This window comes from Marinovum sp. 2_MG-2023, from assembly GCF_030548265.1.
Taxonomy (GTDB): Bacteria; Pseudomonadota; Alphaproteobacteria; order Rhodobacterales; family Rhodobacteraceae; genus Marinovum.
On sequence record NZ_JAUOSD010000012.1, the window covers coordinates 114,380 to 136,409 of the forward strand.

At 59.6% G+C, this 22,030-nt stretch carries 22 protein-coding genes; 9 read left to right on the plus strand and 13 right to left on the minus strand.

Annotation, left to right across the window (positions count from 1 at the left end; translation table 11 throughout):
• Nucleotides 1–112 precede the first annotated feature (112 nt).
• The 7 genes from Q4577_RS14680 to Q4577_RS14710 all read right to left on the minus strand — a co-directional run bounded on the left by Q4577_RS14680 (nt 113) and on the right by Q4577_RS14710 (nt 8,049).
• Nucleotides 113–1,417, minus strand: coding sequence for a sugar ABC transporter substrate-binding protein (locus Q4577_RS14680; RefSeq protein ID WP_303470110.1), 1,305 nt, complete (start codon nt 1,415–1,417; stop codon nt 113–115).
• A gap of 135 nt (nt 1,418–1,552) precedes the next feature.
• Nucleotides 1,553–2,593: a LacI family DNA-binding transcriptional regulator gene (locus tag Q4577_RS14685; RefSeq protein ID WP_303470107.1), complete on the minus strand. Its 1,041-nt coding sequence runs from the start codon at nt 2,591–2,593 to the stop codon at nt 1,553–1,555.
• A 287-nt stretch (nt 2,594–2,880) separates the two neighbouring features.
• Entirely contained in the window at nt 2,881–3,906 is a 1,026-nt protein-coding gene (gene arsB, locus Q4577_RS14690) for an ACR3 family arsenite efflux transporter (RefSeq protein ID WP_303470105.1), read from the minus strand.
• A gap of 265 nt (nt 3,907–4,171) precedes the next feature.
• Nucleotides 4,172–4,990 carry an SDR family NAD(P)-dependent oxidoreductase gene (locus tag Q4577_RS14695; RefSeq protein WP_303470103.1) on the minus strand — a complete coding sequence of 273 codons (819 nt, stop codon included), beginning with the start codon at nt 4,988–4,990 and terminating at the stop codon, nt 4,172–4,174.
• Nucleotides 4,991–5,002: 12 nt separating this feature from the next.
• On the minus strand, nt 5,003–6,556 hold the full coding sequence (locus Q4577_RS14700) for a tripartite tricarboxylate transporter permease (protein ID WP_303470100.1): 1,554 nt from the start codon (nt 6,554–6,556) through the stop codon (nt 5,003–5,005).
• Nucleotides 6,553–7,020, minus strand: coding sequence for a tripartite tricarboxylate transporter TctB family protein (locus Q4577_RS14705; RefSeq protein ID WP_244691053.1), 468 nt, complete (start codon nt 7,018–7,020; stop codon nt 6,553–6,555). Before Q4577_RS14705 ends, Q4577_RS14700 begins: the two co-directional genes overlap by 4 nt.
• Nucleotides 7,021–7,056: 36 nt before the next feature.
• Nucleotides 7,057–8,049, minus strand: coding sequence for a tripartite tricarboxylate transporter substrate binding protein (locus Q4577_RS14710; RefSeq protein WP_303470097.1), 993 nt, complete (start codon nt 8,047–8,049; stop codon nt 7,057–7,059).
• Nucleotides 8,050–8,219: 170 nt separating this feature from the next.
• Between Q4577_RS14710 and Q4577_RS14715 the strand changes: the two genes are divergently transcribed.
• Entirely contained in the window at nt 8,220–8,969 is a 750-nt protein-coding gene (locus Q4577_RS14715) for a FadR/GntR family transcriptional regulator (protein WP_303470095.1), read from the plus strand.
• Nucleotides 8,962–9,621: an RraA family protein gene (locus Q4577_RS14720; protein ID WP_244691055.1), complete on the plus strand. Its 660-nt coding sequence runs from the start codon at nt 8,962–8,964 to the stop codon at nt 9,619–9,621. The genes Q4577_RS14715 and Q4577_RS14720 overlap by 8 nt, the downstream gene beginning before the upstream one ends.
• Before the next feature lie 71 nt (nt 9,622–9,692).
• Here Q4577_RS14720 and Q4577_RS14725 read toward each other — a convergent pair whose 3' ends face one another.
• Nucleotides 9,693–10,778 carry an ABC transporter ATP-binding protein gene (locus Q4577_RS14725; protein ID WP_303470092.1) on the minus strand — a complete coding sequence of 362 codons (1,086 nt, stop codon included), beginning with the start codon at nt 10,776–10,778 and terminating at the stop codon, nt 9,693–9,695.
• Between the two features lie 105 nt (nt 10,779–10,883).
• On the opposite strand from Q4577_RS14725, the gene Q4577_RS14730 reads away from it, so the two are divergent.
• Genes Q4577_RS14730 through Q4577_RS14760 form a run of 7 tightly spaced genes read left to right on the plus strand, consistent with a single transcriptional unit; the run spans nt 10,884 to nt 17,571 of the window.
• Nucleotides 10,884–11,579 carry a GntR family transcriptional regulator gene (locus Q4577_RS14730; protein WP_303470090.1) on the plus strand — a complete coding sequence of 232 codons (696 nt, stop codon included), beginning with the start codon at nt 10,884–10,886 and terminating at the stop codon, nt 11,577–11,579.
• A gap of 2 nt (nt 11,580–11,581) precedes the next feature.
• Nucleotides 11,582–12,583 (plus strand): alpha/beta hydrolase, encoded by a 1,002-nt coding sequence (locus tag Q4577_RS14735; RefSeq protein ID WP_303470087.1) that lies wholly within the window; start codon nt 11,582–11,584, stop codon nt 12,581–12,583.
• Nucleotides 12,584–12,628: 45 nt separating this feature from the next.
• Nucleotides 12,629–13,870: a sugar ABC transporter substrate-binding protein gene (locus Q4577_RS14740; protein ID WP_303470084.1), complete on the plus strand. Its 1,242-nt coding sequence runs from the start codon at nt 12,629–12,631 to the stop codon at nt 13,868–13,870.
• 59 nt (nt 13,871–13,929) lie between these two features.
• The gene (locus Q4577_RS14745) at nt 13,930–14,829 is read left to right on the plus strand and encodes a carbohydrate ABC transporter permease (protein ID WP_244691060.1); all 900 of its coding nucleotides are present in this window, start codon (nt 13,930–13,932) and stop codon (nt 14,827–14,829) included.
• On the plus strand, nt 14,826–15,659 hold the full coding sequence (locus tag Q4577_RS14750; RefSeq protein ID WP_244691061.1) for a carbohydrate ABC transporter permease: 834 nt from the start codon (nt 14,826–14,828) through the stop codon (nt 15,657–15,659). The genes Q4577_RS14745 and Q4577_RS14750 overlap by 4 nt, the downstream gene beginning before the upstream one ends.
• An 11-nt stretch (nt 15,660–15,670) precedes the next feature.
• A complete protein-coding gene (locus tag Q4577_RS14755; protein WP_303470081.1) occupies nt 15,671–16,558 on the plus strand; it encodes a sugar phosphate isomerase/epimerase in 888 nt (295 codons plus the stop codon).
• Nucleotides 16,555–17,571 (plus strand): Gfo/Idh/MocA family protein, encoded by a 1,017-nt coding sequence (locus Q4577_RS14760; RefSeq protein ID WP_303470079.1) that lies wholly within the window; start codon nt 16,555–16,557, stop codon nt 17,569–17,571. The genes Q4577_RS14755 and Q4577_RS14760 overlap by 4 nt, the downstream gene beginning before the upstream one ends.
• Here the strand turns inward: Q4577_RS14760 and Q4577_RS14765 are convergent.
• From Q4577_RS14765 to Q4577_RS14785, 5 genes are read right to left on the minus strand one after another with little or no spacing between them, the layout of a single operon-like run.
• Entirely contained in the window at nt 17,568–18,431 is an 864-nt protein-coding gene (locus Q4577_RS14765) for an alpha/beta fold hydrolase (protein WP_303470077.1), read from the minus strand. The two genes, Q4577_RS14760 and Q4577_RS14765, sit on opposite strands and share 4 nt — an antisense overlap.
• Complete coding sequence (locus tag Q4577_RS14770) at nt 18,428–19,510, minus strand: branched-chain amino acid ABC transporter permease (RefSeq protein ID WP_303470075.1); 1,083 nt, start codon at nt 19,508–19,510, stop codon at nt 18,428–18,430. Before Q4577_RS14770 ends, Q4577_RS14765 begins: the two co-directional genes overlap by 4 nt.
• Before the next feature lie 7 nt (nt 19,511–19,517).
• Nucleotides 19,518–20,507: a branched-chain amino acid ABC transporter permease gene (locus Q4577_RS14775; RefSeq protein ID WP_303470073.1), complete on the minus strand. Its 990-nt coding sequence runs from the start codon at nt 20,505–20,507 to the stop codon at nt 19,518–19,520.
• An 8-nt stretch (nt 20,508–20,515) separates the two neighbouring features.
• The gene (locus Q4577_RS14780) at nt 20,516–21,220 is read right to left on the minus strand and encodes an ABC transporter ATP-binding protein (protein ID WP_303470071.1); all 705 of its coding nucleotides are present in this window, start codon (nt 21,218–21,220) and stop codon (nt 20,516–20,518) included.
• The gene (locus Q4577_RS14785; protein ID WP_303470068.1) at nt 21,217–21,984 is read right to left on the minus strand and encodes an ABC transporter ATP-binding protein; all 768 of its coding nucleotides are present in this window, start codon (nt 21,982–21,984) and stop codon (nt 21,217–21,219) included. The genes Q4577_RS14780 and Q4577_RS14785 overlap by 4 nt, the downstream gene beginning before the upstream one ends.
• Between the last annotated feature and the right edge of the window lie 46 nt (nt 21,985–22,030).

Consider the following 22,030-nt stretch of genomic DNA (forward strand, 5'->3'; position numbering starts at 1 on the left):
ATTCCTCTCTTCTCACGCTAAGTGCATGTGGAACACGGATAAAACTGGTAATGAATAAAGGGGAAGGGGGACCGAGGGACAGCTTGCGCCGCCCCCCGGCTTGGGAGGAGCCTTAGTAACCTGCGGCTTCCATCTCTTCTGTGGTGATCGCCTGTGCTTTTTCCAGGGCTTCTTCTGCAGTTTGTTGACCTGCAACAGCTGCCGAGAATTCCTGAGCAACCTGACCTGCGATACCTGCAAATTCCGGGATCGCGGCGAATTGCACACCGATATAGGGAACGGGTTCTACGGTTGGGTTGTTCGGATCAGCCGACTGGATGCTTTCCAGTGTGATCTCTGCAAAGGGAACCTTCTTGTATTCGTCGTTCTCATAGAGCGACACACGGGCACCTGGAGGCACGTTTGCCCAACCTTCGTTTGCGGCGACGAGTTCAATGTATTCCTTGGATGTGGACCATTCGATGAACTCTTTGGCAGCGGCTTCTTTCTTGGTGCCGGCCGGGATGGCAAGCGCCCATGCCCAGAGCCAGTTGCCGTTTTTGGAAACGCCTTCTTTGTGCGGTGCCAGTGCGAAACCGACCTTGTCCGCGACGACAGAGTCATCAGGGTTGGTCAGCTTGGAGGCCGCAACAGTTGCGTCGATCCACATGCCGCATTTGCCCTGGTTGAACAGTGTCAGGCTTTCGTTAAAGCTGTTGCCCGAGGAACCCGGAGGGCCTGCTTGCTCCAGCAGATCGAGGTAGAATGTCAGCGCTTCGTTCCACTCGGGCGAGTCGAACTGGGCGTTCCAGTCTTCGTCGAACCAGCGCGCACCAAAGGAGTTGGCCAGCGCCGTGATGAAGGCCATGTTGTCGCCCCAACCGGCTTTGCCGCGCAGGCAGGCGCCGTAGATTTCGTTGTCACGATCGGTCATCGCAACAGCCGCTTCACGGATCTGTGCCCATGTTGGCGAATGCGGCATTTCAAGACCGGCTGCTTCCATCAGATCGGTGCGATAGAACACCATCGAGGATTCACCGTAGAAAGGTGCGGCATACATGGTGCCGTCAACCGACAGACCATTGCGCATCGCAGGCAGGATATCGTCGATGTCGTAATCAGCCGACAGGTCATTCAGCGGAATGAGCCAGTCCTGAGCACCCCAGATCGGTGTTTCATACATGCCGATGGTCATGACGTCGAACTGGCCACCCTTGGTGGTGATGTCCTGGGTCAGACGCTGGCGCAGGGTGTTTTCTTCCAGAATGACCCAGTCAACTTCGTGACCGGTCTTGGCGGTGAAATCCGCGGTCAGGCCCTGCATGCGGACCATGTCGCCGTTGTTCACTGTTGCCACTGTGATTGTTTCGGCATTGGCTGCGGTCGCTGCGACCGACACCAGTGCTGACGCCGCAAAAAGTGCGCTCGTAAGTTTCATCCAATATCCTCCCTTGGTTTCTGGATGTCATGAAACATGGATACCCGGAATCACAGATTCGTGTCAATTGAAAATTTTACGCGCGTAAGGTTTTAAGTTTCCGCAGTGCGGCAAACTTTCTGCATCGCAGAAAGTTTACGCCGACTCGCGCATGACAAGCTGCCCTTCAAATAGCGTATCGACACGCTGATCGCTTGGGCCCACATCGCCGTCACGCTCCAGCACCTCGAACAGAGCCTCGATGCTGCGTTCGGAGATGGAGGCATAGCTTTGGGCAATTGTCGTCAGAGGCGGGCAGGTAAAGCGCGCAAAGGGATGATCATCCATTCCGGCAATGCGCAGTGCACAGCCCTGGCCGCGCCCGACGCGCATGCCTTTTTCATATGCGGCCGCAATCAGGCCAAGGGCCAAGCGGTCGTTGCTGCACAAAACGGTGTTGGAGACCAGTTTGCGCTGCTCGATGGCCCGCAACCCGCCACGATAGCCGATTTCCTCAAAATCCCAGCCCTCTCCCTCGGCCTGGATGATCACCGGTTCGTGGCCCAGCATTTCCATCGTGTCGGTAAAACCCTTGCGGCGGCGGCGGGCGTTCGGGTTGGCAGGATTTGCCATTTCAAAAAACACCGGCGGCTCGCCGCTACGACAGAGGTAATCCACCATCATGCGTACAAATTGAGAATTATCCGAACCAACAAAGGCTTCTCCGACGTTCTCCAGATAGCTGTCAAACAGGACCGTTGGCACCTCGGCGCAGAACGACTCGATATGCTTCAGGTCGGATGACCGCCCCAAAGCCGCCAGAAGCACGCCGGCCGGTTTCAGGGATCGCAGGGAATCCAGGATCGCCCTTTCCTGCTCTGGCGCGCCATGAGAGCTGAACAAAAGCGGAAAGAACCCGGCCGTCATACAGCGGCGTTCAATGCTACGGGCGATCTCGGCAAAGAAGGGGTCGGCGAGGTAGGGCACAACAACCCCGACATTCTTGGTCAGCCGCCGGTTTTGGTTCATCGCAAAGATATTGGGGCGATAATCATATTTCTCCAGCGCGCGCTCGATCCGTTCCCGGGTCGAGTTGCGGACAGAATCCGGATTGTTGAAATATTTTGACACAGTGGGCCGGGAAATTCCGCTAACTTCCGCGAATTCCTCCATATTCTTGATTTTGCGTCCATTCATATGTCGAGACCCCGGGCTTTTCCGTTTTTGCGTTTATTTTCAATGTTCAGGCTCTCACCCACATCATGGCGTCGGGCAAAGAAAAACTTTACGCGCGGCATAGTAAATTTTACGGTAATCGCTCTTACCGACAAAAATCAAGCCATGTTTCCAAATTGTTGGCCCAAGATCTGCGCAAATGTGGCGGTGCGACAGCCACATGAGGTCCGAAGCGCATGTTTTTTGATCACCCGCCCTGCGCGGCGCATTGTGACTGCGCCGCGCGGCTTCAGGGCGGCTTTTGCGACCTAGGTCGTGCCGGGGTCTGGTGCGAAACGCGCCCGTGTTCGATTGGCGAAGGCAACCAGCGTCAACATCACCGGCACCTCTACCAGAACCCCCACCACCGTCGCCAACGCGGCCCCGGAATTCAGGCCAAACAGGCTGATCGCGACTGCAACCGCCAGTTCAAAGAAATTCGAGGTGCCAATCAGGGCACAGGGCGCAGCGATCCGATGTGGCACCTTCATCGCAAAGGCCGCCGCATAGGCAACCGCAAAGATGCCATAGCTTTGCAGGATGATCGGCACGGCAATCAGCAAGATGATCAGCGGCTTCGCGACAATCACCTGCCCCTGAAGGCCAAACAGGATCATGACCGTCACAATCAAACCGACCACGGAATAGGGTTTCACCCGCGCCTGAAACCGGTCAATTGCCGCCTCGGACCCCAGTCGATTGCGTGTCACCAAGCCCGCCGCCAGCGGCAGAGCGATGAACAACAGCACCGACAACACCAACGTCGACCACGGCACGGTGATGTCCGTAACCCCCAGCAATACTGCGACAATCGGCGCATAGGCCACCACCATGATCAGATCGTTCACCGACACCTGCAACAGGGTATAGGTTTCGTCTCCGCGCGTCAGCTGTGACCAGACAAAGACCATCGCGGTACAGGGCGCTGCCCCCAACAGGATCAGACCGGCGATGTATTGCAACGCATTTTCCTGCGGGATCCAGGGGGCAAAGACATATTGAAAGAAGACCACAGCCAGTGCGGCCATGGAAAACGGCTTGATCAGCCAGTTTACTACCAGCGTGATCACCAACCCGCGCGGCTGTTTGGCCACATCGCGCAGCGATCGCGGGTCCACGCCGACCATCATCGGATAGACCATCGCCCAAATCAGCACCGCCACCACCAGATTGACGCTGGCGACCTCGGCCGCCGCCACCGCGCCGATCAATCCCGGCGCCAGATTGCCCAGCAAAATCCCCCCCGCCATGGCCAAAGCAACCCAAAGGGACAGGTATTTTTCGAAAATATTCATTTGGGGGCCTCTTGATGTCTGATCGGCGAAAACGCGGCTCTGCGCGCTTATTCCTTATTTCACGGATATTTAAAATATAGAGGGAGAGTCAAGACATCCACCCGGTAAATTCGCAAATACCAGCGCCCCGGCTGTGCGGCATGGGTATGAAACTGATGTGATACTGGTGCGATCCTGGTGCGATTCTGGGCAAGATAAGCGCAAAAGACAAAAGCCGCGCAGGAAAACCCGCGCGGCATAGACGGTCAAAGCCGACAGGCCGACATCACCAGGCGGTGAAGCCCCCATCCAGCACCAGATTGGCCCCGGTCATATAGCTTGACGCGCCAGAGCCCAGGAATTGCACGATCGGGCCAAATTCTTCGATGTCGGCCTGACGGTTCATCGGCACCCGCTGAAGAAACGCGTCGATGAATTCCTTGTCAAACGATCCGGTTTTGACCCCGCCAAAGGTCACCAGGTTCACCCGCACCCCTTTGGTGGCCCAATATGTGGCCAGATAGCGGGTCATGTTCAGCAAACCGGATTTTGACGCCGCATAAGAGATCGCCTTGACGAACGGTTTGCCGTCGCGTTCCTCGCGATAGGAATAGAGCGCCTGATTGGGCGACACCATGCCATACATCGAGCCCACCATGATGATAGAGCCGCGCCCGGCCTCGGCCATCTTGGCCCCGACCACCTGGGATGTCAGCATGACGCCGGTCAGATTTGTGTCGATCACATCATCCCAATATTTCTTGGGATAGATCTCGAACGGGGCGTTCTGGTCGGCGTCGCCATCGGGTTTGCTGTCGATGCCGGCATTGTTGACCAGAATATCCGGCACACCCCAGGCCGCGATCAGCGCATCAGTGGCGGCAATCAGGCTGTCCTGATCGCGCACATCCGCCACAAACACCCGCACGCGGTCGCCAAGGCCGGGGAATTGCGCCTCGATCTCTTCGGCTGTGCGGCTGCGGCGGGCAAAAATCGCGACCTTGGCGCCGGCGCCGGCCAGCTGTTTGGTGAATTGCGTGCCAAGCTGGCCCAACCCACCTGTCACGATGGCAACCTTGTCGGTTACATCAAAGAAATCCTTCATGGCTCTTGTCCTTTATTTGTTCACTACGTTTTTGGGGGGCATGGGCGATGGGGCGATCCCTGTGCCAATGTGGCGGCGGCGCAGTGCCCTCCAGATGGTCAACAGCAACACCGCACAGACAAACAGACCCAGACCACAGGCAACCGGGCGTTCAAAAAACGCCAAAAGGTCGCCGCGCGCGATCTGCATCGACATGATGAAATTGCGTTCCAGCACCGGCCCCAGCACAAGCCCGAGGATCACCGGCGCAATCGGAAAACCGTTGCGTTCCATAAGATAGCCGACAAGACCGGCAACCAGCATGATGCCGACGCCAAACAACGTGTTGTTTATGGCAAAAGACCCCAGAAAACAGCAGACAAGGATCATCGGCACAATCACCGATTTCGGCACCGCAAGCACAAGCCGCGCACCACGGATCGCCAGATAGCCCAGCGGGAAAAGCAACAGGTTGGCGATGAAAAACGACATGATGATTGCCGTGGGCATCACCGGGTTTTCGACAAACAACCGCGGCCCCGGCGCCAGCCCCTTCATATAGAGCACGCCAACCGCGATGGCGGTCACCGCATCGCCGGGAATGCCAAACACCAACGCCGGAATCCAGGCGCTGGACAGGCCGGAATTATTGGCCGATGTCGCCTCGATCAGACCTTCGGGGTGGCCGGTGCCGAATTTTTCCGGCGTCTTGGAAAACCGCCGCGACACACCATAGGCAATCCACGCCGCAAGATCGCCGCCCACACCCGGCAACGCCCCCAATGACGCGCCAAGCGCAGTGCCGCGCAGCAGGCTGAGCGGATAGCGGCGCAGCAGGCCGAAAACGCCTTGGAACGGGCGGGAAATTTTTGGTTTGTCGTCGCGGTTCAGGATCGCCACATCGGCCCGACCCGCCGCCGACAGGCCGCGCAAAATCTCGGAAAAGGCAAACATGCCAATCATCACCGGGATAAAGCTGATGCCGCCGCTCAATTCGATCGACCCAAGGGTGAAACGCGGCTGGCCAGAGGTAACATCCAGCCCGACGGTGGAAATCAACAACCCGATAGCCAGCGAAACCCCGCCCTTGGCCGGATTGTCGCCGGACACCACCGCACAGGTCAAAAGCCCCAGCACCGCCAGCCAGAAGAATTCAAAGCTGGAAAAATTCAGCGACAATTGCGCCAACAGCGGCCCGGTGATCAACAACACACAGGCCCCGATCAACCCGCCGGTGGCTGAAAAGAAAAACCCGATCGACAGCGCCCGCCCGGCCTGACCGCGCCGGGTCATTGCATAGCTTTCCTCGGTATAGGCGGCCGAGGCCGGGGTGCCGGGAATGCGTAGCAAGGCACCGGGAATATCGCCGGCGGTGATCGCCATTGCGGTCGATGACACAATCAGCGCAATCGCCGGAAGCGGCGCCATGTAAAAGGTCAGCGGCACCAAAAGCGCCGTCGCCATGGTTGCGGTCAACCCCGGCAGCGCGCCGATAAACAGCCCATAGACCGCCCCGCCAAGAATCGCCACCAGCACATCGAATTGCAACACCAGCCCAAGACCGGCCCAAAGGGTTTCTGCGCTCATGGCAAAAGCCCCCCAAGCGGGCCAACCGGCAAGGACACCCGCAAGATCCCGGAAAAGACGAAATACAACACAAAGACAAACACCGGCGCGACGGTGACAATCACCGGCCAGCGCGCGCCCATCAGCGCCATCATCACCGCCATGAACCCAATGCCAAACAGCGGAAAGCCTAAAGGCTCAAACGCCAGAATGCCGATCACCAGACCAACAAGCGACCAAAGCGCCGCAACGCCATCCCGCAGACGGGTGTGCCAATCGCTGACATCAATCAGCCGCGCGCGTTGGCGCAGTCCGCTGATCCCGATGATCACGCCAAAAACCGCCAACGCCACGCCGATGGCGGTCGGCAGCAAATCCGCGCCAAACCGCACCCCCGGCACACTGGGGAGCTTTGACGCCCCCCAGATCACAAGCACGCCGAACGCGGCCAGAAACGGCCCGATTAATCTGTCCCCGATCCGCATATGGTCGGCCCCTTCGAAGTTACTTTGCCAGATCAGTTACTTCGCAAGACCAACAGTGGTCAGCGCCGCCGAGAGACCTTCGCTCGACGAGCGCACGGTGTGTTCGAAATCAGCCGCAGTCTGATATGCGACGGAAAAGCCGCGCGATGCCATGAAGGCCCGGAAATCCGCGTCTTCTGTGATCTCTTTCAATGCGCCTTCGACCTTGGTTACAACCTCGTCCGGCACGCCCTTGGGGGCGGCCACACCACGATAGGGAAGGGGCGACCAATCGACGTTGAACACCTCGGTTGTAGTGGCGAGATCGGGATAATACTGGCTGCGCTCTGACGAGATCAAAGCCACGGTTTTGGCTTCGCCCGCATCGACCAGCGCCTGTGCTTCGGCGGGTGAGGTCGAAACCACATCAATTGCGCCAGCGGCCAGTTGTTGCAGGGCCGGTGCCGAACCGTCCGAGGCAACCCAATTTGCCGCCAGAGGGTCAATCCCCAGCTTGTCCAGCAATCCGACCCAGGCCAGATGTGACAGGCCACCACGGTTCGCGCCCGATGCGGCAATTGCGCCCGGATCTTCCTTGACGGCGGCAATCAGCCCGGCAGCGTCGCTGTAATCGGCATCTGCCGCGATGTTGATCGCAATCGGATCCGCATTGAACCGCCCGATATAAGCAAGATCATCCGGCGTCGCACCTGCCAGACCCTGCGCGGCATACATGCCGACCTCAATTGTGATCACCCCAAGGGTATAGCCATCGGGATCGGCGGTTGCGATGGCGGAATGCCCGACAAGCCCACCGCCGCCCGTGCGATTCACAACGTTGAACGGTTGGCCGAATTTCTCCTCCAGTTCAGCAGCAACCGCGCGGGCGGTGGCATCGGTGCCGCCCCCGGCGGACCAGGGCACAATGATGGTGACGGCTTTTTCCGGCCATTCGGCCAGGGCGGCGCCTGCGCTGGCGAATACGATCAATCCGGCGGTCAGCGCCCGGCGGGCAACGCGACTTCCCAGCATATTGACTGTGTGGAACATGGTTTCCTCCCTCTTGCTCCAAAGTGTGCGGCCATTATGTGGTCAGCACACTTGACATATGACTTATGTCATGGGTAGCGTAAACCTCAACACGGCGGGCCGTCAACAGGCTTGTCACAGGTCGCGCCAACCGGGTTAGACTGGCAAAAATAGTAGAGAAGGTATTGGTGATGACCGCACAGCCCATACAACCCGCCGCCCGTGAACGGCTTCATGTGCCGGTGCAAACCTCGCTAGAGGAACGCATCCTGCGCGGTGATTTGCAAATCGGCGACAAACTGGATTCAGAAAGCAAGATCGCCCGCGATTTTGGCATTTCGACCCGGTCTGTGCGCGAAGCAATTCAGGCGCTTGAAACCAAGGGACTGGTGCAGCGGCGCCATGGCGGCAACACGATGGTGGTGCGCCGGGATGTGAATGAATTCATCGGATCGCTTGCCGTCACCGTGCGCCAGCAATTGGCCACCGAACCCGGCTATCTGCGTCAATTGACCGATGCCCGCCGCATGATCGAGGTCGAGGTGATTGACCTGCATGTGCAGGCCGAAAGCCCGGCGCTTGACGGGGTCGAGGCCGAACTCGCCCGGATGCGATCCGCACGGGATGCCAATGCGTTTGATGAATTTGTCGAAGCTGATGCCGCTTTTCACCTGGCGCTGGTCCGGGCCTCCGGCAACCGCATTCTGGCGATCATGTATGAAAATTTTGCCAATCTTATCAACGACATGATTCGGGTGTCCAGCCGCGTGCCCACCAAATCCCTGGCCGAAGCCTATGACGAACACGAAGAGATATTTACCCGCATCCGGGATCGCGACGGCCCCGGCGCAAAGGCGCTGATGCGGGCCCAGATCGCGCGCAGCACGGAATATCTACATATCGCCATCAAAAAAGAAATGGAGAGCGACCAGAATGTTTGAATATGATTACAGCGCGGCTGAAAAGGACGCGATGGCGCGGCTGCGCAATTGGTATTCCGGCGACGTGCACGACAGCATGGAGGCGCTGGGCCTTTGGGGTGTGCTTGACGGGATTTCGCTGCTTGGGGTGCTGGACCCCGGACAGGTCGTGGTTGGCCCGGCTGTCACCGTGCAATTTGCGCCATCGGATCGCAAGGGCGAGCCGCAGGATGTCTATCACAATGCCATCGACAATGTGCCGGACGGCGGCATTCTGGTGGTCGAGGCCTCCTGCGCCCCGGGATCATGTTCCGGCGAATTGATGAGTTCCGGCGCCAAGACCGCAGGCGCGGCAGCGACGGTGGTCAACGGCACGGTCCGGGATCTGGCGCAGGTGCGTGGCCTTGGCTATCCGCTGTTTGGCACCGCCCCCAGCCCGGTTGGCGTCACCGGCAAAAAGGAACCGGTGGCCAGTCAGGTGCCGATCGAGATTGGCGGCGTGACGGTCGCACCGGGGGATGTGATTTTTGGCGATATTGATGGTGTTGTGCGCATTTCACGCAGCACGCTGGTCGCCGTGGCGGATCAGGCCGACAGCCTTGGCCGCGAAGAAGCCGCCGCACGCGACCGCATTCTTGCCGGTGAAAAGCTGCAAGCCGTCTGGCCGGTCTAGGGCCAAACCCCGAAAACCGCGTCCATTGGCGCAACTGTGCAAACAACCTGCTTCAGTTGCGCCATAGATCCCTAAGATCCGGGGCGAGTGTCAATCCGGTTGCCGTTTGCCGCGTCAAACAGGTGTAATTTGCTGCGGTCAAACCGCAGGGGCAGGGACATGCCACGGGCCACCGGCGTTTCCGGGCTTAGCCGGACCACCGCCATTGCCCCGGCAATGCGGACCGAAACCATAGTATCAGACCCCAGCGGTTCGAACACTTCGACGGTTGCGGTGACATCCGCCGTGCCAGTCTCGCTGGGGCTGATCGCTTCGGGACGCGCCCCAAGATGCACCTTTGCCCCGTCTGGCGCGTCAATCCCGTCAAACGGCAACACCAGCCCCGCCACATCAACACCCGTGCCGGTATCCGCTTTTCGCACTACACCGTCAAAAATATTCATCTGCGGTGAGCCGATGAATTCAGCAACAAACCGCGTTGCCGGATGTTCATAAAGCTCCAGCGGCGGGCCTTCTTGCAGAATGCGGCCGTCTTTCAGGATGACAACACGATCCGCCAATGTCAGCGCTTCGACCTGATCATGGGTGACATAAAGCGTCGTGCGCCCCAGCAATCCATGCAGACGTTTGATTTCCGTCCGCATTTCCACCCGCAGTTTGGCATCAAGGTTGGACAGTGGTTCATCAAACAGAAAGGCCGACGGGCGGCGCACGATGGCGCGGCCCATGGCCACGCGCTGACGCTGGCCACCGGAAAGCTCGGCAGGGCGGCGATCCAGGTACTTCTCGATCTGCAACATCTGGGCGGCCTCCGCGATTCGTGTCTTGCGGTCGGCGTCATTGGTTTTGCGCATCTTGAGGCCAAAACCGATGTTGTCGGCGACGCTCATATGCGGGTAAAGCGCGTAATCCTGAAACACCATGGCAATGTCGCGGTCGCGGGGTTCGACCGAATTCACCACCTTGTCCCCAATCAACAACCGGCCGCCGGAAATATCCTCCAACCCCGCAACCATCCGTAAAAGCGTGGATTTTCCGCAACCTGACGGCCCGACAAGCGCCACGAATTCACCGTCATTGATCGCCAGATCAATTCCATGGATCGCTTTGACCGCGCCATAGTTCTTTTCAATCTTGTCCAGCGTGATTGTGGCCATATGCCGTTCCTCCCGTTTTGGCATTCGCCCGAATTGGGGCTTGCCACTCTGTGATTTCTTGTATTATCGTTATTGATAACAATAGTTGAGTGCAAGAGGAACGATATGGCTGCGGAGAATTTTCCCAAGACACCGCCGATAAAACTGGCGCGGGCCACAAGCCAGCGGCGGTCCTTCCATATCTACACCAGCCTGCAACGCGAGATTGTTCTTGGCATGCTCGCGCCACGGTCGACCTTGCTGGAACTTGAACTGGCCAACCGGTTCGAGGTAAGCCAAGGCACAGTGCGCGAAGCCCTGTTGCTGTTGCAGGAAGAGGGGCTGGTGCATCGCCAGCCGCATCGCGGCACCACGGTGTCCGATTGCCGCGCCGAAGACGCCGAGGAATTGATCCGCCTGCGCCATGACATCGAATGTCGCGGCGTCAAACGCGCCATTGCCCGCGAAGGGGGCGCCTTGGTCGACCGTATGGCCGCCCATCTGAAAGAGATGCAGGCCGCGGCAGATGCCGGTGATGAATACCTGTTGTCGGTGCATGACCGAGCGTTTCATGTCGACCTGTTTTCCTGTGCCGATCTGCCGCCGGTTCAACCGGTTCTGGCCCGCACGCTGGTGCATGCCCATCGTTACAAGATCCTGCATCCCGACCAGAACCGCGATCTGAAGGAAACCGCCAACCGCCATGTCGCCATTATTGACGCGTTGGCGACGGCGGATGCCGATCTGGCCGCGGCGGAGCTGTCACGTCACATCACCACAATTGTCGATTTTGGCCCGAATATTCTGGCGGAGGGACTATAACAATGCCTTCATCCCCTTCAAATGACATGCAAAAGATCCTGGATCGTTTGGCGATCGAAGATGCCGGTCTGCCCGATCCGACCTTGCTGCCCGCCCCCGATGGGCGCGCCCAGGCCGAAGCGGCAAATGCCCGCTGGAACGTGAATCTGCCGCTGATGGCGGCAACACGCGACGTGCAGATTGCCGGGCCTGCTGGTGATATCGACTGTCGTATTCTGACCCCCGACGGGCCAACACGCGGCACCATCCTGTTCATTCATGGCGGCGGCTGGGCCTATTGTTCGATGGCGACCCATGAACGCTGCGCGCGGGTCTTGGCGCAAGAGGCGCAGGCCAATGTGGTCATGTTCGACTACCGTCTTGCGCCGGAACACCCGTATCCCGGCGGGCTGGATGATTGCCGCGCCGTTTGGACGGCGTTGGCACAGGGACAGGCGCAAGGGCAGGGACCATTTGCCGATCTGACCGGCCCGTTTGCGATTTCCGGCGACAGCGCGGGGGGCAATCTGGCGATGGCCTTGATGCTGGACATGATCCAGAACGACGGACCAAGCCCCGATTGCGGCCTGTTGTTCTATGGCGTCTATGATGCCGATTTCACCTCGCCCTCTTATATTGATTGCGCGATGGGGCCGGGTCTGACCCAAGAGAAAATGCGGCGTTATTGGGATTGGTATGCACCGCAAAGCGCCCGTGACATGCCGCTTGTGTCACCATTGCGCGCCGATGATGCCACGCTGCGAGCGCTGCCGCCGCTCTTTTTGAACGCGGCAGAGATCGACCCGCTGCGGTCCGACAGCGAACGCATGTTCGCGCGGCTGTCCGGTTTGGGCCGGCAGGACAGATTTCATCTGCATGGCGGCGTGGTGCACGGGTTCTTACAGATGAGCAACGCGCTGGAAGAGGCACGGCTGGCGCTGCGCCATGTCGGCGAGATGTTCCAAATACTGACAGGATCAGGGCCCGACAAAGGTCAGGGCCCAGGAGACGACCAAAAACAATAAAACAGATCAAAAACAAAGTCATACATACCTTAGGGAGGAGACACTATGACATTTGCAACCAAGAAGACGACGCCCCGGCGCATGGCGCTTGCGGCGGCGCTGTTGGCCGGGACGGCCCTGGCGGGCGCGGTCCAAGCGGCAGAGGTAAACTTCTGGTATCATTTCGACAATGCCGACAATCCGATGTCCGCGCTGGTTGAAAAGTTCGAAGCCGAAAACCCCGGCATCACCATCAACGCCGAAAACGTGCCGTGGAACAGCTATTATGACCAGCTTTATACCTCGATCGTGGCGGGGACGGGTCCCGATGCGGCCTTGGTCAAACTAAATGCCCAGCCCCGCTTGATCGAGATGGGTGCGCTTGCGCCGCTGGATGACTGGCTGGCGGAATGGGACGGCAAGGCCGAGGTACAGGACAACCTGTTTACCCTGACCGCCGCCGCCGATGGCGCGCAATATTATCTGCCTGTGCAATATGTGATCCTGTATCTCTATTATCGAACCGACATGTTTGCGGAACTTGGCCTGACGCCGCCGGCCACCTGTGATGAATTCCGCGAGGCCGCCAAGGCGCTGACGCGTGACACCGATGGCGACGGCCAGACAGATGTCTATGGGTTTGGCTTTCGTGGCGGCAAAGGCGGCCATGACCATTGGGCCAGCCTGACGGTTTCGCGTGACGGGGTCGGCTTTGGCCCGGGAGAGCTGACATCCGAGGCGGGCGTTGCGGGCACACAATTCGTGCTCGACCTGTTCCAGAAGGACAAGGTATTCCCGCCTTCGGCCCCCAATGACGGCTTCAAGGAAATCATTGGCGCGTTTCAGGGCGGCCAGACGGCAATGACCATCCACCACATCGGGTCCTCCGCTGGCATGGTCGAGGCCTTGGGCGACAAGGTTGCGGCAACGCCGGTGCCGGAATGCGGCGGTGGCCACTGGACCTCGTTCGGGGATGAAAGCACGGCGGTGTTTTCCGACGCGCAGGACAAAGAAGCGGCCTGGAAATGGATCAGCTTCCTGTCCAGCCCGGGCAACAACGCGGAATTCAACAAAGCGACCGGGCAATTGCCGGTGACCAAATCCGACAGCGCAACCTGGGATGGCCACGACAAGGTCTTTGTCGATGCCACCGTGGCGTCGCTGCCCCATGCGCAGCTTTTGCCCAACACCAGCGAAACGGCGGATTTTGCCAACACCGTTTGGCCCGTCGCAATGCAGCGCGCATTGATCGGTGAAATCACCGCCGCGGAAATGAACGCGGAAATCGACGCGCTTTACAACGATTGATCCCGTTTCGGCGGGCTGCCCCGGTGGCCCGCCGACCCCCTGAACCGGAAGTATCCCCAATGTCCGTCACCTCTGTGCCGCCGGTGCCCTTGTCGCGCCGTGTGCTCCCTCTTGTCATGTTGTCACCCGCCGTATTGGTGACCCTGGCCATCGTGTTCCTGCCCATGGTTCAGGCCCTGTGGATGAGCCTGCATGACTATGTTCTGTTTCGCCCGAAAAACTTTGATTTTGTTGGGCTGAAGAATTTCATCGCCGTCTGGCAGGATCCAGTGTTCTGGACGTCGTTGCGCCATACGGTGATCTGGATTGCCATCACCGTGCCCGCACAGATGCTGTTGGGACTGGCCACAGCGTTGTTGTTGAACCAGAATTTCCCCTGGCGGGGTTTGGCGCGGGCGCTGGTGATCATTCCCTGGGCCTTGCCCTCTGTGGTGATCGCGCTGATGTGGGTCTGGATTTATGATTCCAACTTTGGCGTGCTGAACGAGCTGATGTTGCGGTTCAACATGATTTCCGCCGCGATCCCCTGGTTGGCCAACCCTGACACGGCGCTCTATGCCATAATCCTGACGCTGACATGGCAGGGGTTTCCCTTCTTTGCGGTGATGATCCTGGCCGGGCTGCAATCCATCCCGCAAAGCTATTACGAGGCCGCCTCGATCGACGGCGCATCGCAGTTTCGCCAGTTCTGGCACATCACCCTGCCGGGGCTGTCGGGCGTGTTGATGACCGCGACGCTGTTGCGGGTGATCTGGGTCGCGAATTCGATTGACGTGATCTACGTGATGACCGGCGGCGGACCGGGCTATTCCACCTATACCTTGCCGCTTTATGCGCTGGTCAAGGCGCGCACCGGGTTGGATTACGGCTATGGCTCGGCGTTGGCGGTCAGCTTTACCATCCTGCTTCTGGGGTTCGTGATCCTCTATCTGCGCCGCGCCGGAAGGAACATCGCATGATGGTACGCAACACATCGCTGACCCGCCGGATTCTGACCGTCGATCTGCCGGTTCTGTTGATCCTGATCTTTACCCTGTCACCCTATCTGTGGATGGCGCTGACCTCGGTCACGCAGGAAAGCAAGCTGTTCACCGAAGGACCGTCGCTGGCCGGGGCGACGCTGGAAAACTATTTGCGGCTGTTTCGCACCGTCGGCTTTGGCGCCAATTTGCTGGACAGCTTCATTGTGGCGGGGGGCACGGTGATTGTCGGGCTCGCCCTGTCGGTCCCTGCGGCCTATGCGTTTTCGCGGTTCCGCTTCAAGGGGCGGCGGCTGTTGATGCTGCAATTCCTGGTGATCAACATGTTTCCGCTGGTCTTGTTGATCCTGCCCCTGTTCATCCTGATGAAAACACTGGGGTTGGTGGACACCTATTTTGCCCTGATCATCGCCAATTCAACCGTTGCGATCCCGTTTTCGGTCTGGATGATGACCAGCTACATCGACGGCATTCCCCGGTCGCTGGACGAGGCGGCGATGACAGATGGCTGCACCCGGTTTGGTGCATTGTTCCGGGTGGTGCTGCCGCTGTGCACCCCCGGCATCATCGCCACCGGTGTCTATATCTTCATCACCGCCTGGAACGAATACCTCTATGCGCTGACCCTGGGCGGGCGCAGCGTGAAACCGATCACCGTGGCCATTCAGACCCTGATTGGCGAATATCAGGTCGAATGGGGCCTTCTGACAGCGGGCGGCATCGTCGGCGCCATGCCGGCCACCCTCCTCTTTCTCTTCATACAAAAACGCCTGATCGCGGGCATGACCCAAGGCGCGGTCAAAGGATAAGGACGTAAGTTTTGAACAACCCTATCGGCATTATTTCCATGCAATTTGTGCGGCCATTTACCGGTCAACACCTGCATCTGTTCCAAGAGATCAAGGCCATGGGCTTTGACTTTATCGAGCTTCTGGTGCCTGAACCAGAAGACGGCATTGACCTCGGGCAGGCCAGATCCGCCTTGGCTGACGCGGGGCTTGGCGTGGTGCTGGCGGCACGGGTCACGCCGCAGCGCTCGATTTCCTCCGAAGACCCCGGCGCACGTCAGGGCGGGTTGGATTACCTGAAATCCTGTATCGACAGCGCAGATGCGGTGGGTGCGACCATCATTGGCGGGCCATTATACGGGGAACCGATGGTGTTTGCCGGGCGGCCACCGCTGCCACGCAGCGCCGATGACATGCGCGCCCGTGCGGATCGCATGATCGCCGGCCTGGCCGAGGTCGCGCCGCTGGCCCGTGCCGCAGGTCAGGTGTTCGCGGTCGAGCCATTGAACCGGTTTGAAACCGATATGCTGAACACCACGCAACAGGGCATTGCGCTGGTGGATGCGGTGGGCGACGCGGGCCTTGGTCTGATGCTTGATACCTTTCATATGAATATGGAGGATCAATCCATCGCGGATGCCATCCGTCTTGCGGGCAAGCGCATCGTGCATTTTCAGGCCAATGAAAACCATCGCGGCTTCCCCGGCACCGGCAATATGGATTGGCCCGCGATCATGCGGGCGCTGCATCAGGTCGGCTATTCCGGCCCGGTGTCTTTGGAACCCTTCCGCCGCGATGATCAACGTCTGGCGCTGCCAATTGCCCATTGGCGCGCCCCGGCCGAAGATGAAACGCCCAAGCTGAAGGCCGGACATGCGCTGATCCGTGCCGCGCTTGATTTTGCGGAGTATGCGCAATGACCGCCCCCGAAAAGATGTTGAATATCGGCTGGATTGGCTGTGGGCGGCATGCGACCTGGATGTTGCTGCCGCAAATCGGACGGGCGGGCATGCGGATTGCAGCGCTTTGTGATCGCGACCCGGATGCGCTGGCGGCCACGGCGGGGCATTATGGGGTGACCAGCACCTATACCGATTGGCAAGAGATGCTGAAGCAGCCGGGATTGGATGCGGTGTGCATGGCGGTTGGCCCGGAGGTGCATTACGCCGCCACCCTGGCGGCGATGGAATTGGGCCTGCCGGTGTTCATGGAAAAACCCCCCGGTGCAACACATGCCCAGGCAGTCGCGTTGCAAGAGGCGTCCGATCGGCGCGGCGTGCCGATTTTCGTCGGCTTCATGAAACGCTATTCCACCGGCAACCGCATCGCCCAGAATATCCTGCGCGGCGATGCGTTTGGCCCGATTTTGGGCCTGACCGGCAGCTATTTGACCGCGCCGACCTATTTCGAGGGCGCGGTGGATTACACCGGGTTCTACCTGCATCATTGTGTGCACTACATGGATCTGATGCCCTGGCTGGCGGGCGCGCCGATCGCGGAAATGACGGTGCGGCACAACGCGCCGGCGGCGGGGCGTATCCTGTTCCATATGGGGTTCACTTGCGAAAATGGCGTGATCGGCAATGTGGTCATGGGCACGGTGCAATCGCGCGGCACGCCGATGGAACAGGTCACGGTGATGGGCGATCACAACCGGGTCGAGGTCGACAATGTGATCCATGTCGCCTGGCACCGCGATCCGCCGTTCAAGGTGGATGATCCGGCGGCCACCCTGGACAGCAGCTGTGACAGCATGGTGTGGCAACCCAATTTCACCGCCGCCGCCAATGAGGACCACAAAGGATATGCCGCCTTGATGACAGATGTCGCCAAGGGGCTGCGCGGCGCGCCGACCGCAGCACCGCGCATTGCCGATGGTGTTGTGGCCATGGCGAATTTGGAACGGATGATTGCCGGGTTGGAAAGCGGCTAGACCCGACCGGGCGCGGGGGTCAATTGCAACAGAACATCCCGCACCCGGGCAATATCCGCGGCCCGCGACAGGGTCGGCGCATGGCCGCAATCCGCAAACACTGTATGGCCCGGCGTCGGGCCACGGGCCAGCATGCGCTGTAAAATGCCGGCGGTCAGCAAATCAGAGCCCGCGCCGGCAAAGACATGACAGCCGGTCCTGATCCGGTCCCAGCGATCCCAGGTCGTCAATTCCTCTGGCGCCTGGGTCAACTGGCGGATGATTGCCGGGTCGTAATGCAACGTCAGCCGCCCGCTGTCACAACGCCGCAAGGACGTGCGCGCCATCCGGCTCCAGAACGCATCAGAGGCCGGGCCAAACGGCGCATAAGCACTGCGCAGCCATGTTTCGGCCTGGGCATAGCCGTCAAATCCTGGCGGGTTGCCGACATAAGACAGGATGCGTTCAATCGCGGTCTCGGGCACTTCGGGGCCAATGTCATTGATCAACAAAGAAACCAGTCGATCACTATGCGCGCCCGAGGCCATTCGCATGCCGATCTGTCCGCCCATCGAGGTGCCAAGCCACGCCGCCCGGCCAATGCCAAAATGATCCAGCAGATCCGAAGCGATCCCGGCATAATATTCGATCCGGTATTCCGCATCGGGATCGGTAGACCAGCTGGATCGGCCGCGCCCGATCATATCGGGGCACAGCACATGATAGTCATCCGACAGGGCAGCGGCGATTTCGTCGAAATCCCGCCCGGTGCGCGCCAGACCATGCATCATCATCAACGCCGGCGCGCCGGGTGTGCCCCATTCGGTCACATGAATTTCGTGATCCATCACCGGCACAAATGTGAAGCGGGGGCCGTTCATGTGCGCATCCCGCGTGTCATCAATGTGCCCGCAATGCCGCGTGGAAAGAAATAGACCAGCAGGATAAAGATGATGCCCAGCCAGAACAGCCAGCGATCCGGGGCCAGCAGCTCAGGCAGCAATGGAATGCCGGCCACCGCTTCAGAGGCCGCGCCCATCAGATCGCGCAGGTAATATTGCGCCATGACCAACAACACCGCACCAATCACCGCGCCCCACATCGTGCCCATGCCGCCGATCACAACCATCAACAGGATGTCGATCATGATCGAAAACGACAGCGCCGTATCCGGCCCGGTGTATTTCAACCAGATCGCATAGACCGACCCGGCAAGCGACGCCATGACCGCCGAAAGACAAAAGACAAAGGTCCGATAGGCCACAACGCGATAACCGATGGCCTCGGCGCGGGCCTCATTCTCGCGGATCGCCTTCAACACCGTGCCCAGCGGCGACACCGTGACCCGCAACAGGATCAGGAACAGCACCAGCGAAGTCGTAAAGACAAAGTAATAGGCCGCCAGCTTGCCATTCAGGCGCACCCCGAACCAGCGCAGCACCTTGCCGTCCTCATCGACCATCAGCTTGGTCGCGGTTTTGAAAATATCCGGCGCACGATAGGTGATGCCATCCTCGCCGCCGGTGATCTGGCTGAGCTGCGAGGCCAGCACCAGCACAACCGAGGCCGTCGCCAATGTGATCATGGCGAAAAAGATCGCCTTGACCCGAAGCGAGATCAACCCAATCACTGTCGCCACCACAAGCGAGACCAAAACACCGCCCAGCGTGCCAATGGCCACCGCATCCCAGCCCGGCCCCATCTGGCGCAGGGCAATCGCCGCGCCGTAACAGCCGAAACCGAAAAACATGGTGTGGGCAAAGCTGACAATGCCGGTATAGCCAAGCAGCAGATCATAACTCGCCACCAACACGATAAAGATGCAGATCCGTGCCGCCACTTCCAGCGCGCGAATATCCTGAAACAGGAAGGGCGCGAACAACAACAGCCCAGCAATGACCAGCATCGCGGTTTTGACGGTCAGGGTGCCGTAGCTCTGTTTTATTCCGGTGGTTTTCATATCTGCCTCACTTCACCGCCGGCCGCAGGCCGCTGGGCCGCCACATCAGGATCGCCATCATCAGGATCATGTTCGACGCCAGCGCCAGTTTCGGCGCGAGGTATCCGACATAATTCGCCGTCAGCCCGACAATGATTGCCCCCAGCAACGTGCCTTCGATAGAGCCCAGTCCGCCGATAATCACCACGATAAACACCACAATCATCATCTCGCCCCCCAGCGCCGGGGTGATCAGCGTTTCATACCCGGCCCACATCGCGCCGCCCAATGCGGCGAGGGCAGAACCCAGCATGAACACCCCGATGAACAGACGATTGATCTTGAAGCCAAGCGCCTCGACCATCTCGCGGTTTTCGACACCGGCGCGGATCAAAAGCCCGATGCGGGTGCGGTTGAGCAGAACCATCAGGCCAAGGAACACCACCGCCCCAAGGGCAAAGGCAAAAAGGCGGTAAATCTCGATGCTGACATCGCCGATGATCCAGGCACCTTCCAGAAATGCCGGGCGCGGCACGCTGAACGGTGTCCCGCCCCAAACGGCAAGAATGACCTGCTCTGACACGATCAATGCGCCCATGGTGATCAGGATCTGGCGCAGGTGATCGCGGTACACCGGACGAATGATCACGGTTTCAAAGAACAACCCCGCCGCCAATCCGAATGTGATCGCCCCGACCAGCGCAAGCGCCAGCGCGGCCGAGGCCAGTATCACGCCGCCATCCAGCCAGCCGCCCAATGCGGCAAGGATCGACGCCGCGATAAAAGCGCCAAAGCTGATGAACGCCGAATGGCCAAAATTCAGCACATCCATCAACCCGAACACCAGGCTGAGACCTGACGCCATGAGAAACACCATCATCCCCATCGCCAGGCCGGCAACCGTCAGCGTGACCCAGGATGAGGGCGCACCAATCAGCACAAATGCGATTGCCGCCAGCGCCACCGGCAACAGGTTGACCCCGCCAAAGCGGTGCAAAATCTCGCCGAATTTATCCATTTGGGTCCTCATGCGCTCAACCCCAGCAATGCGCCCTGCAAATCGGCATCGGCGGCGAAATCGGCCATGGTGCCGCTGTGCACCACGCGACCATCGTCGATCACTGCCATGTCGCGGCCAAGGCTTTTGGCGAAATTGAAATTCTGCTCCACCAACAGGATCGTGGTGGTTTGGGCGATCTCGCGAAATGCTTCGCCCATGGCGGCAACGATGGACGGGGCCAACCCCTTGGTCGGTTCATCAATCAGGATCAGCGCGCGGGGCTCGACAATGGCGCGCGCCACCGACAGCATCTGTTTCTGTCCGCCCGACAGCGACCAGGCCTGTTTGGTCCAGAACCTTTCCAGCGCTGGAAACAGATCATATATCCGACGCAGACGGGCGGGATCGAACCGCCCCTTGGCCGTGGCCAGGATCAGGTTTTCCTCAACCGTCAGGCCGCCGAAGATACCCATGTTTTCCGGCACATAGGCAATGCCCAGCCGGGCAATGTCGGCAGTGGCCAATCCGGCAATGTCGCGGCCCTGAAACATCACCGACCCCGGCGAAGGTTGCCACAGCCCCATGATCGAGCGCAGGGTCGTCGTCTTGCCTGCGCCATTGCGCCCCAGGAGGATGAAAACCCCGCCCTCCGGCACCTCGAAGCTGACGCCATGCAACACATGATACTGGCCGATCTGGGTTTTCATATCGCGAATGGACAGCAGGCTCATGCGGTGTGCTCCGTTGCGGTGCCAAGATAGACATCGCGCACGATCTGGCTTTGCATCACCTCGGTCGGCGGTCCATCGGCCAGCAATTCACCGTTGTGCAGCACGATGATCCGGTCGGCCAGCGCGCACACCACATCCATCTTGTGTTCGACCAGCAGCACGGTTTTCGCCGGGTCTTGTTTGATTTCGGCAATCAGCTCCAGCACGGCGGGCGCCTGATCCAGCGACATGCCGGCGGTGGGTTCATCAAACATATAGATATCCGGCTCCATCGCCATCAACAGCGCAACCTCAAGCTTGCGTTGGTCACCATGCGGCAGGGCGGCGGCAATCATCTCGGCCCGGTCGGTCAGATGCGCAGCCTCAAGGAAATGCACCGCCTTTTCCGTCAGATGCGTCAGCTTGCGCGCCCCACGAAACACCCCCCAACCGTCACCGGCACGCGCCTGCACCGCAAGACGGATGTTTTCCAACACGGTGAGCTGCGGAAACAAATTGGTAAGCTGAAAGGCCCGCCCAACCCCCAGATGCGCGCGGGCAGAGGGTGACATGCGGGTGATGTCGACTTCCCCCTTGATCACCCGGCCCGCGCTGGCGGTCAACTGGCCGGAAATCAAGTTGAAATAGGTGGTCTTGCCCGCGCCATTCGGGCCGACAATTACCGTGGTTTCGCCGGGGTGAAAGTCACAGGTCACGGCATTGACCGCAACATGACCGCCAAACCGAATGGTCAGGTCACGCGTCGAAAGGGATGCGGGGGGCATGGGATCCATCCTGAAAGAAGTGTCCGGCCCGCGAAAAACGCGCAGG

Excerpts from the sequence above, each read along its gene's own strand:
- Q4577_RS14680 (WP_303470110.1), bottom strand. The coding sequence starts at position 1,417 with ATGAAACTTACGAGCGCACTTTTTGCGGCGTCAGCACTGGTGTCGGTC.
- Q4577_RS14685 (WP_303470107.1), bottom strand. The coding sequence starts at position 2,593 with ATGAATGGACGCAAAATCAAGAATATGGAGGAATTCGCGGAAGTTAGC.
- arsB (WP_303470105.1), bottom strand. The coding sequence starts at position 3,906 with ATGAATATTTTCGAAAAATACCTGTCCCTTTGGGTTGCTTTGGCCATG.
- Q4577_RS14695 (WP_303470103.1), bottom strand. The coding sequence starts at position 4,990 with ATGAAGGATTTCTTTGATGTAACCGACAAGGTTGCCATCGTGACAGGT.
- Q4577_RS14700 (WP_303470100.1), bottom strand. The coding sequence starts at position 6,556 with ATGAGCGCAGAAACCCTTTGGGCCGGTCTTGGGCTGGTGTTGCAATTC.
- Q4577_RS14705 (WP_244691053.1), bottom strand. The coding sequence starts at position 7,020 with ATGCGGATCGGGGACAGATTAATCGGGCCGTTTCTGGCCGCGTTCGGC.
- Q4577_RS14710 (WP_303470097.1), bottom strand. The coding sequence starts at position 8,049 with ATGTTCCACACAGTCAATATGCTGGGAAGTCGCGTTGCCCGCCGGGCG.
- Q4577_RS14715 (WP_303470095.1), top strand. The coding sequence starts at position 8,220 with ATGACCGCACAGCCCATACAACCCGCCGCCCGTGAACGGCTTCATGTG.
- Q4577_RS14720 (WP_244691055.1), top strand. The coding sequence starts at position 8,962 with ATGTTTGAATATGATTACAGCGCGGCTGAAAAGGACGCGATGGCGCGG.
- Q4577_RS14725 (WP_303470092.1), bottom strand. The coding sequence starts at position 10,778 with ATGGCCACAATCACGCTGGACAAGATTGAAAAGAACTATGGCGCGGTC.
- Q4577_RS14730 (WP_303470090.1), top strand. The coding sequence starts at position 10,884 with ATGGCTGCGGAGAATTTTCCCAAGACACCGCCGATAAAACTGGCGCGG.
- Q4577_RS14735 (WP_303470087.1), top strand. The coding sequence starts at position 11,582 with ATGCCTTCATCCCCTTCAAATGACATGCAAAAGATCCTGGATCGTTTG.
- Q4577_RS14740 (WP_303470084.1), top strand. The coding sequence starts at position 12,629 with ATGACATTTGCAACCAAGAAGACGACGCCCCGGCGCATGGCGCTTGCG.
- Q4577_RS14745 (WP_244691060.1), top strand. The coding sequence starts at position 13,930 with ATGTCCGTCACCTCTGTGCCGCCGGTGCCCTTGTCGCGCCGTGTGCTC.
- Q4577_RS14750 (WP_244691061.1), top strand. The coding sequence starts at position 14,826 with ATGATGGTACGCAACACATCGCTGACCCGCCGGATTCTGACCGTCGAT.
- Q4577_RS14760 (WP_303470079.1), top strand. The coding sequence starts at position 16,555 with ATGACCGCCCCCGAAAAGATGTTGAATATCGGCTGGATTGGCTGTGGG.
- Q4577_RS14765 (WP_303470077.1), bottom strand. The coding sequence starts at position 18,431 with ATGAACGGCCCCCGCTTCACATTTGTGCCGGTGATGGATCACGAAATT.
- Q4577_RS14770 (WP_303470075.1), bottom strand. The coding sequence starts at position 19,510 with ATGAAAACCACCGGAATAAAACAGAGCTACGGCACCCTGACCGTCAAA.
- Q4577_RS14775 (WP_303470073.1), bottom strand. The coding sequence starts at position 20,507 with ATGGATAAATTCGGCGAGATTTTGCACCGCTTTGGCGGGGTCAACCTG.
- Q4577_RS14780 (WP_303470071.1), bottom strand. The coding sequence starts at position 21,220 with ATGAGCCTGCTGTCCATTCGCGATATGAAAACCCAGATCGGCCAGTAT.
- Q4577_RS14785 (WP_303470068.1), bottom strand. The coding sequence starts at position 21,984 with ATGCCCCCCGCATCCCTTTCGACGCGTGACCTGACCATTCGGTTTGGC.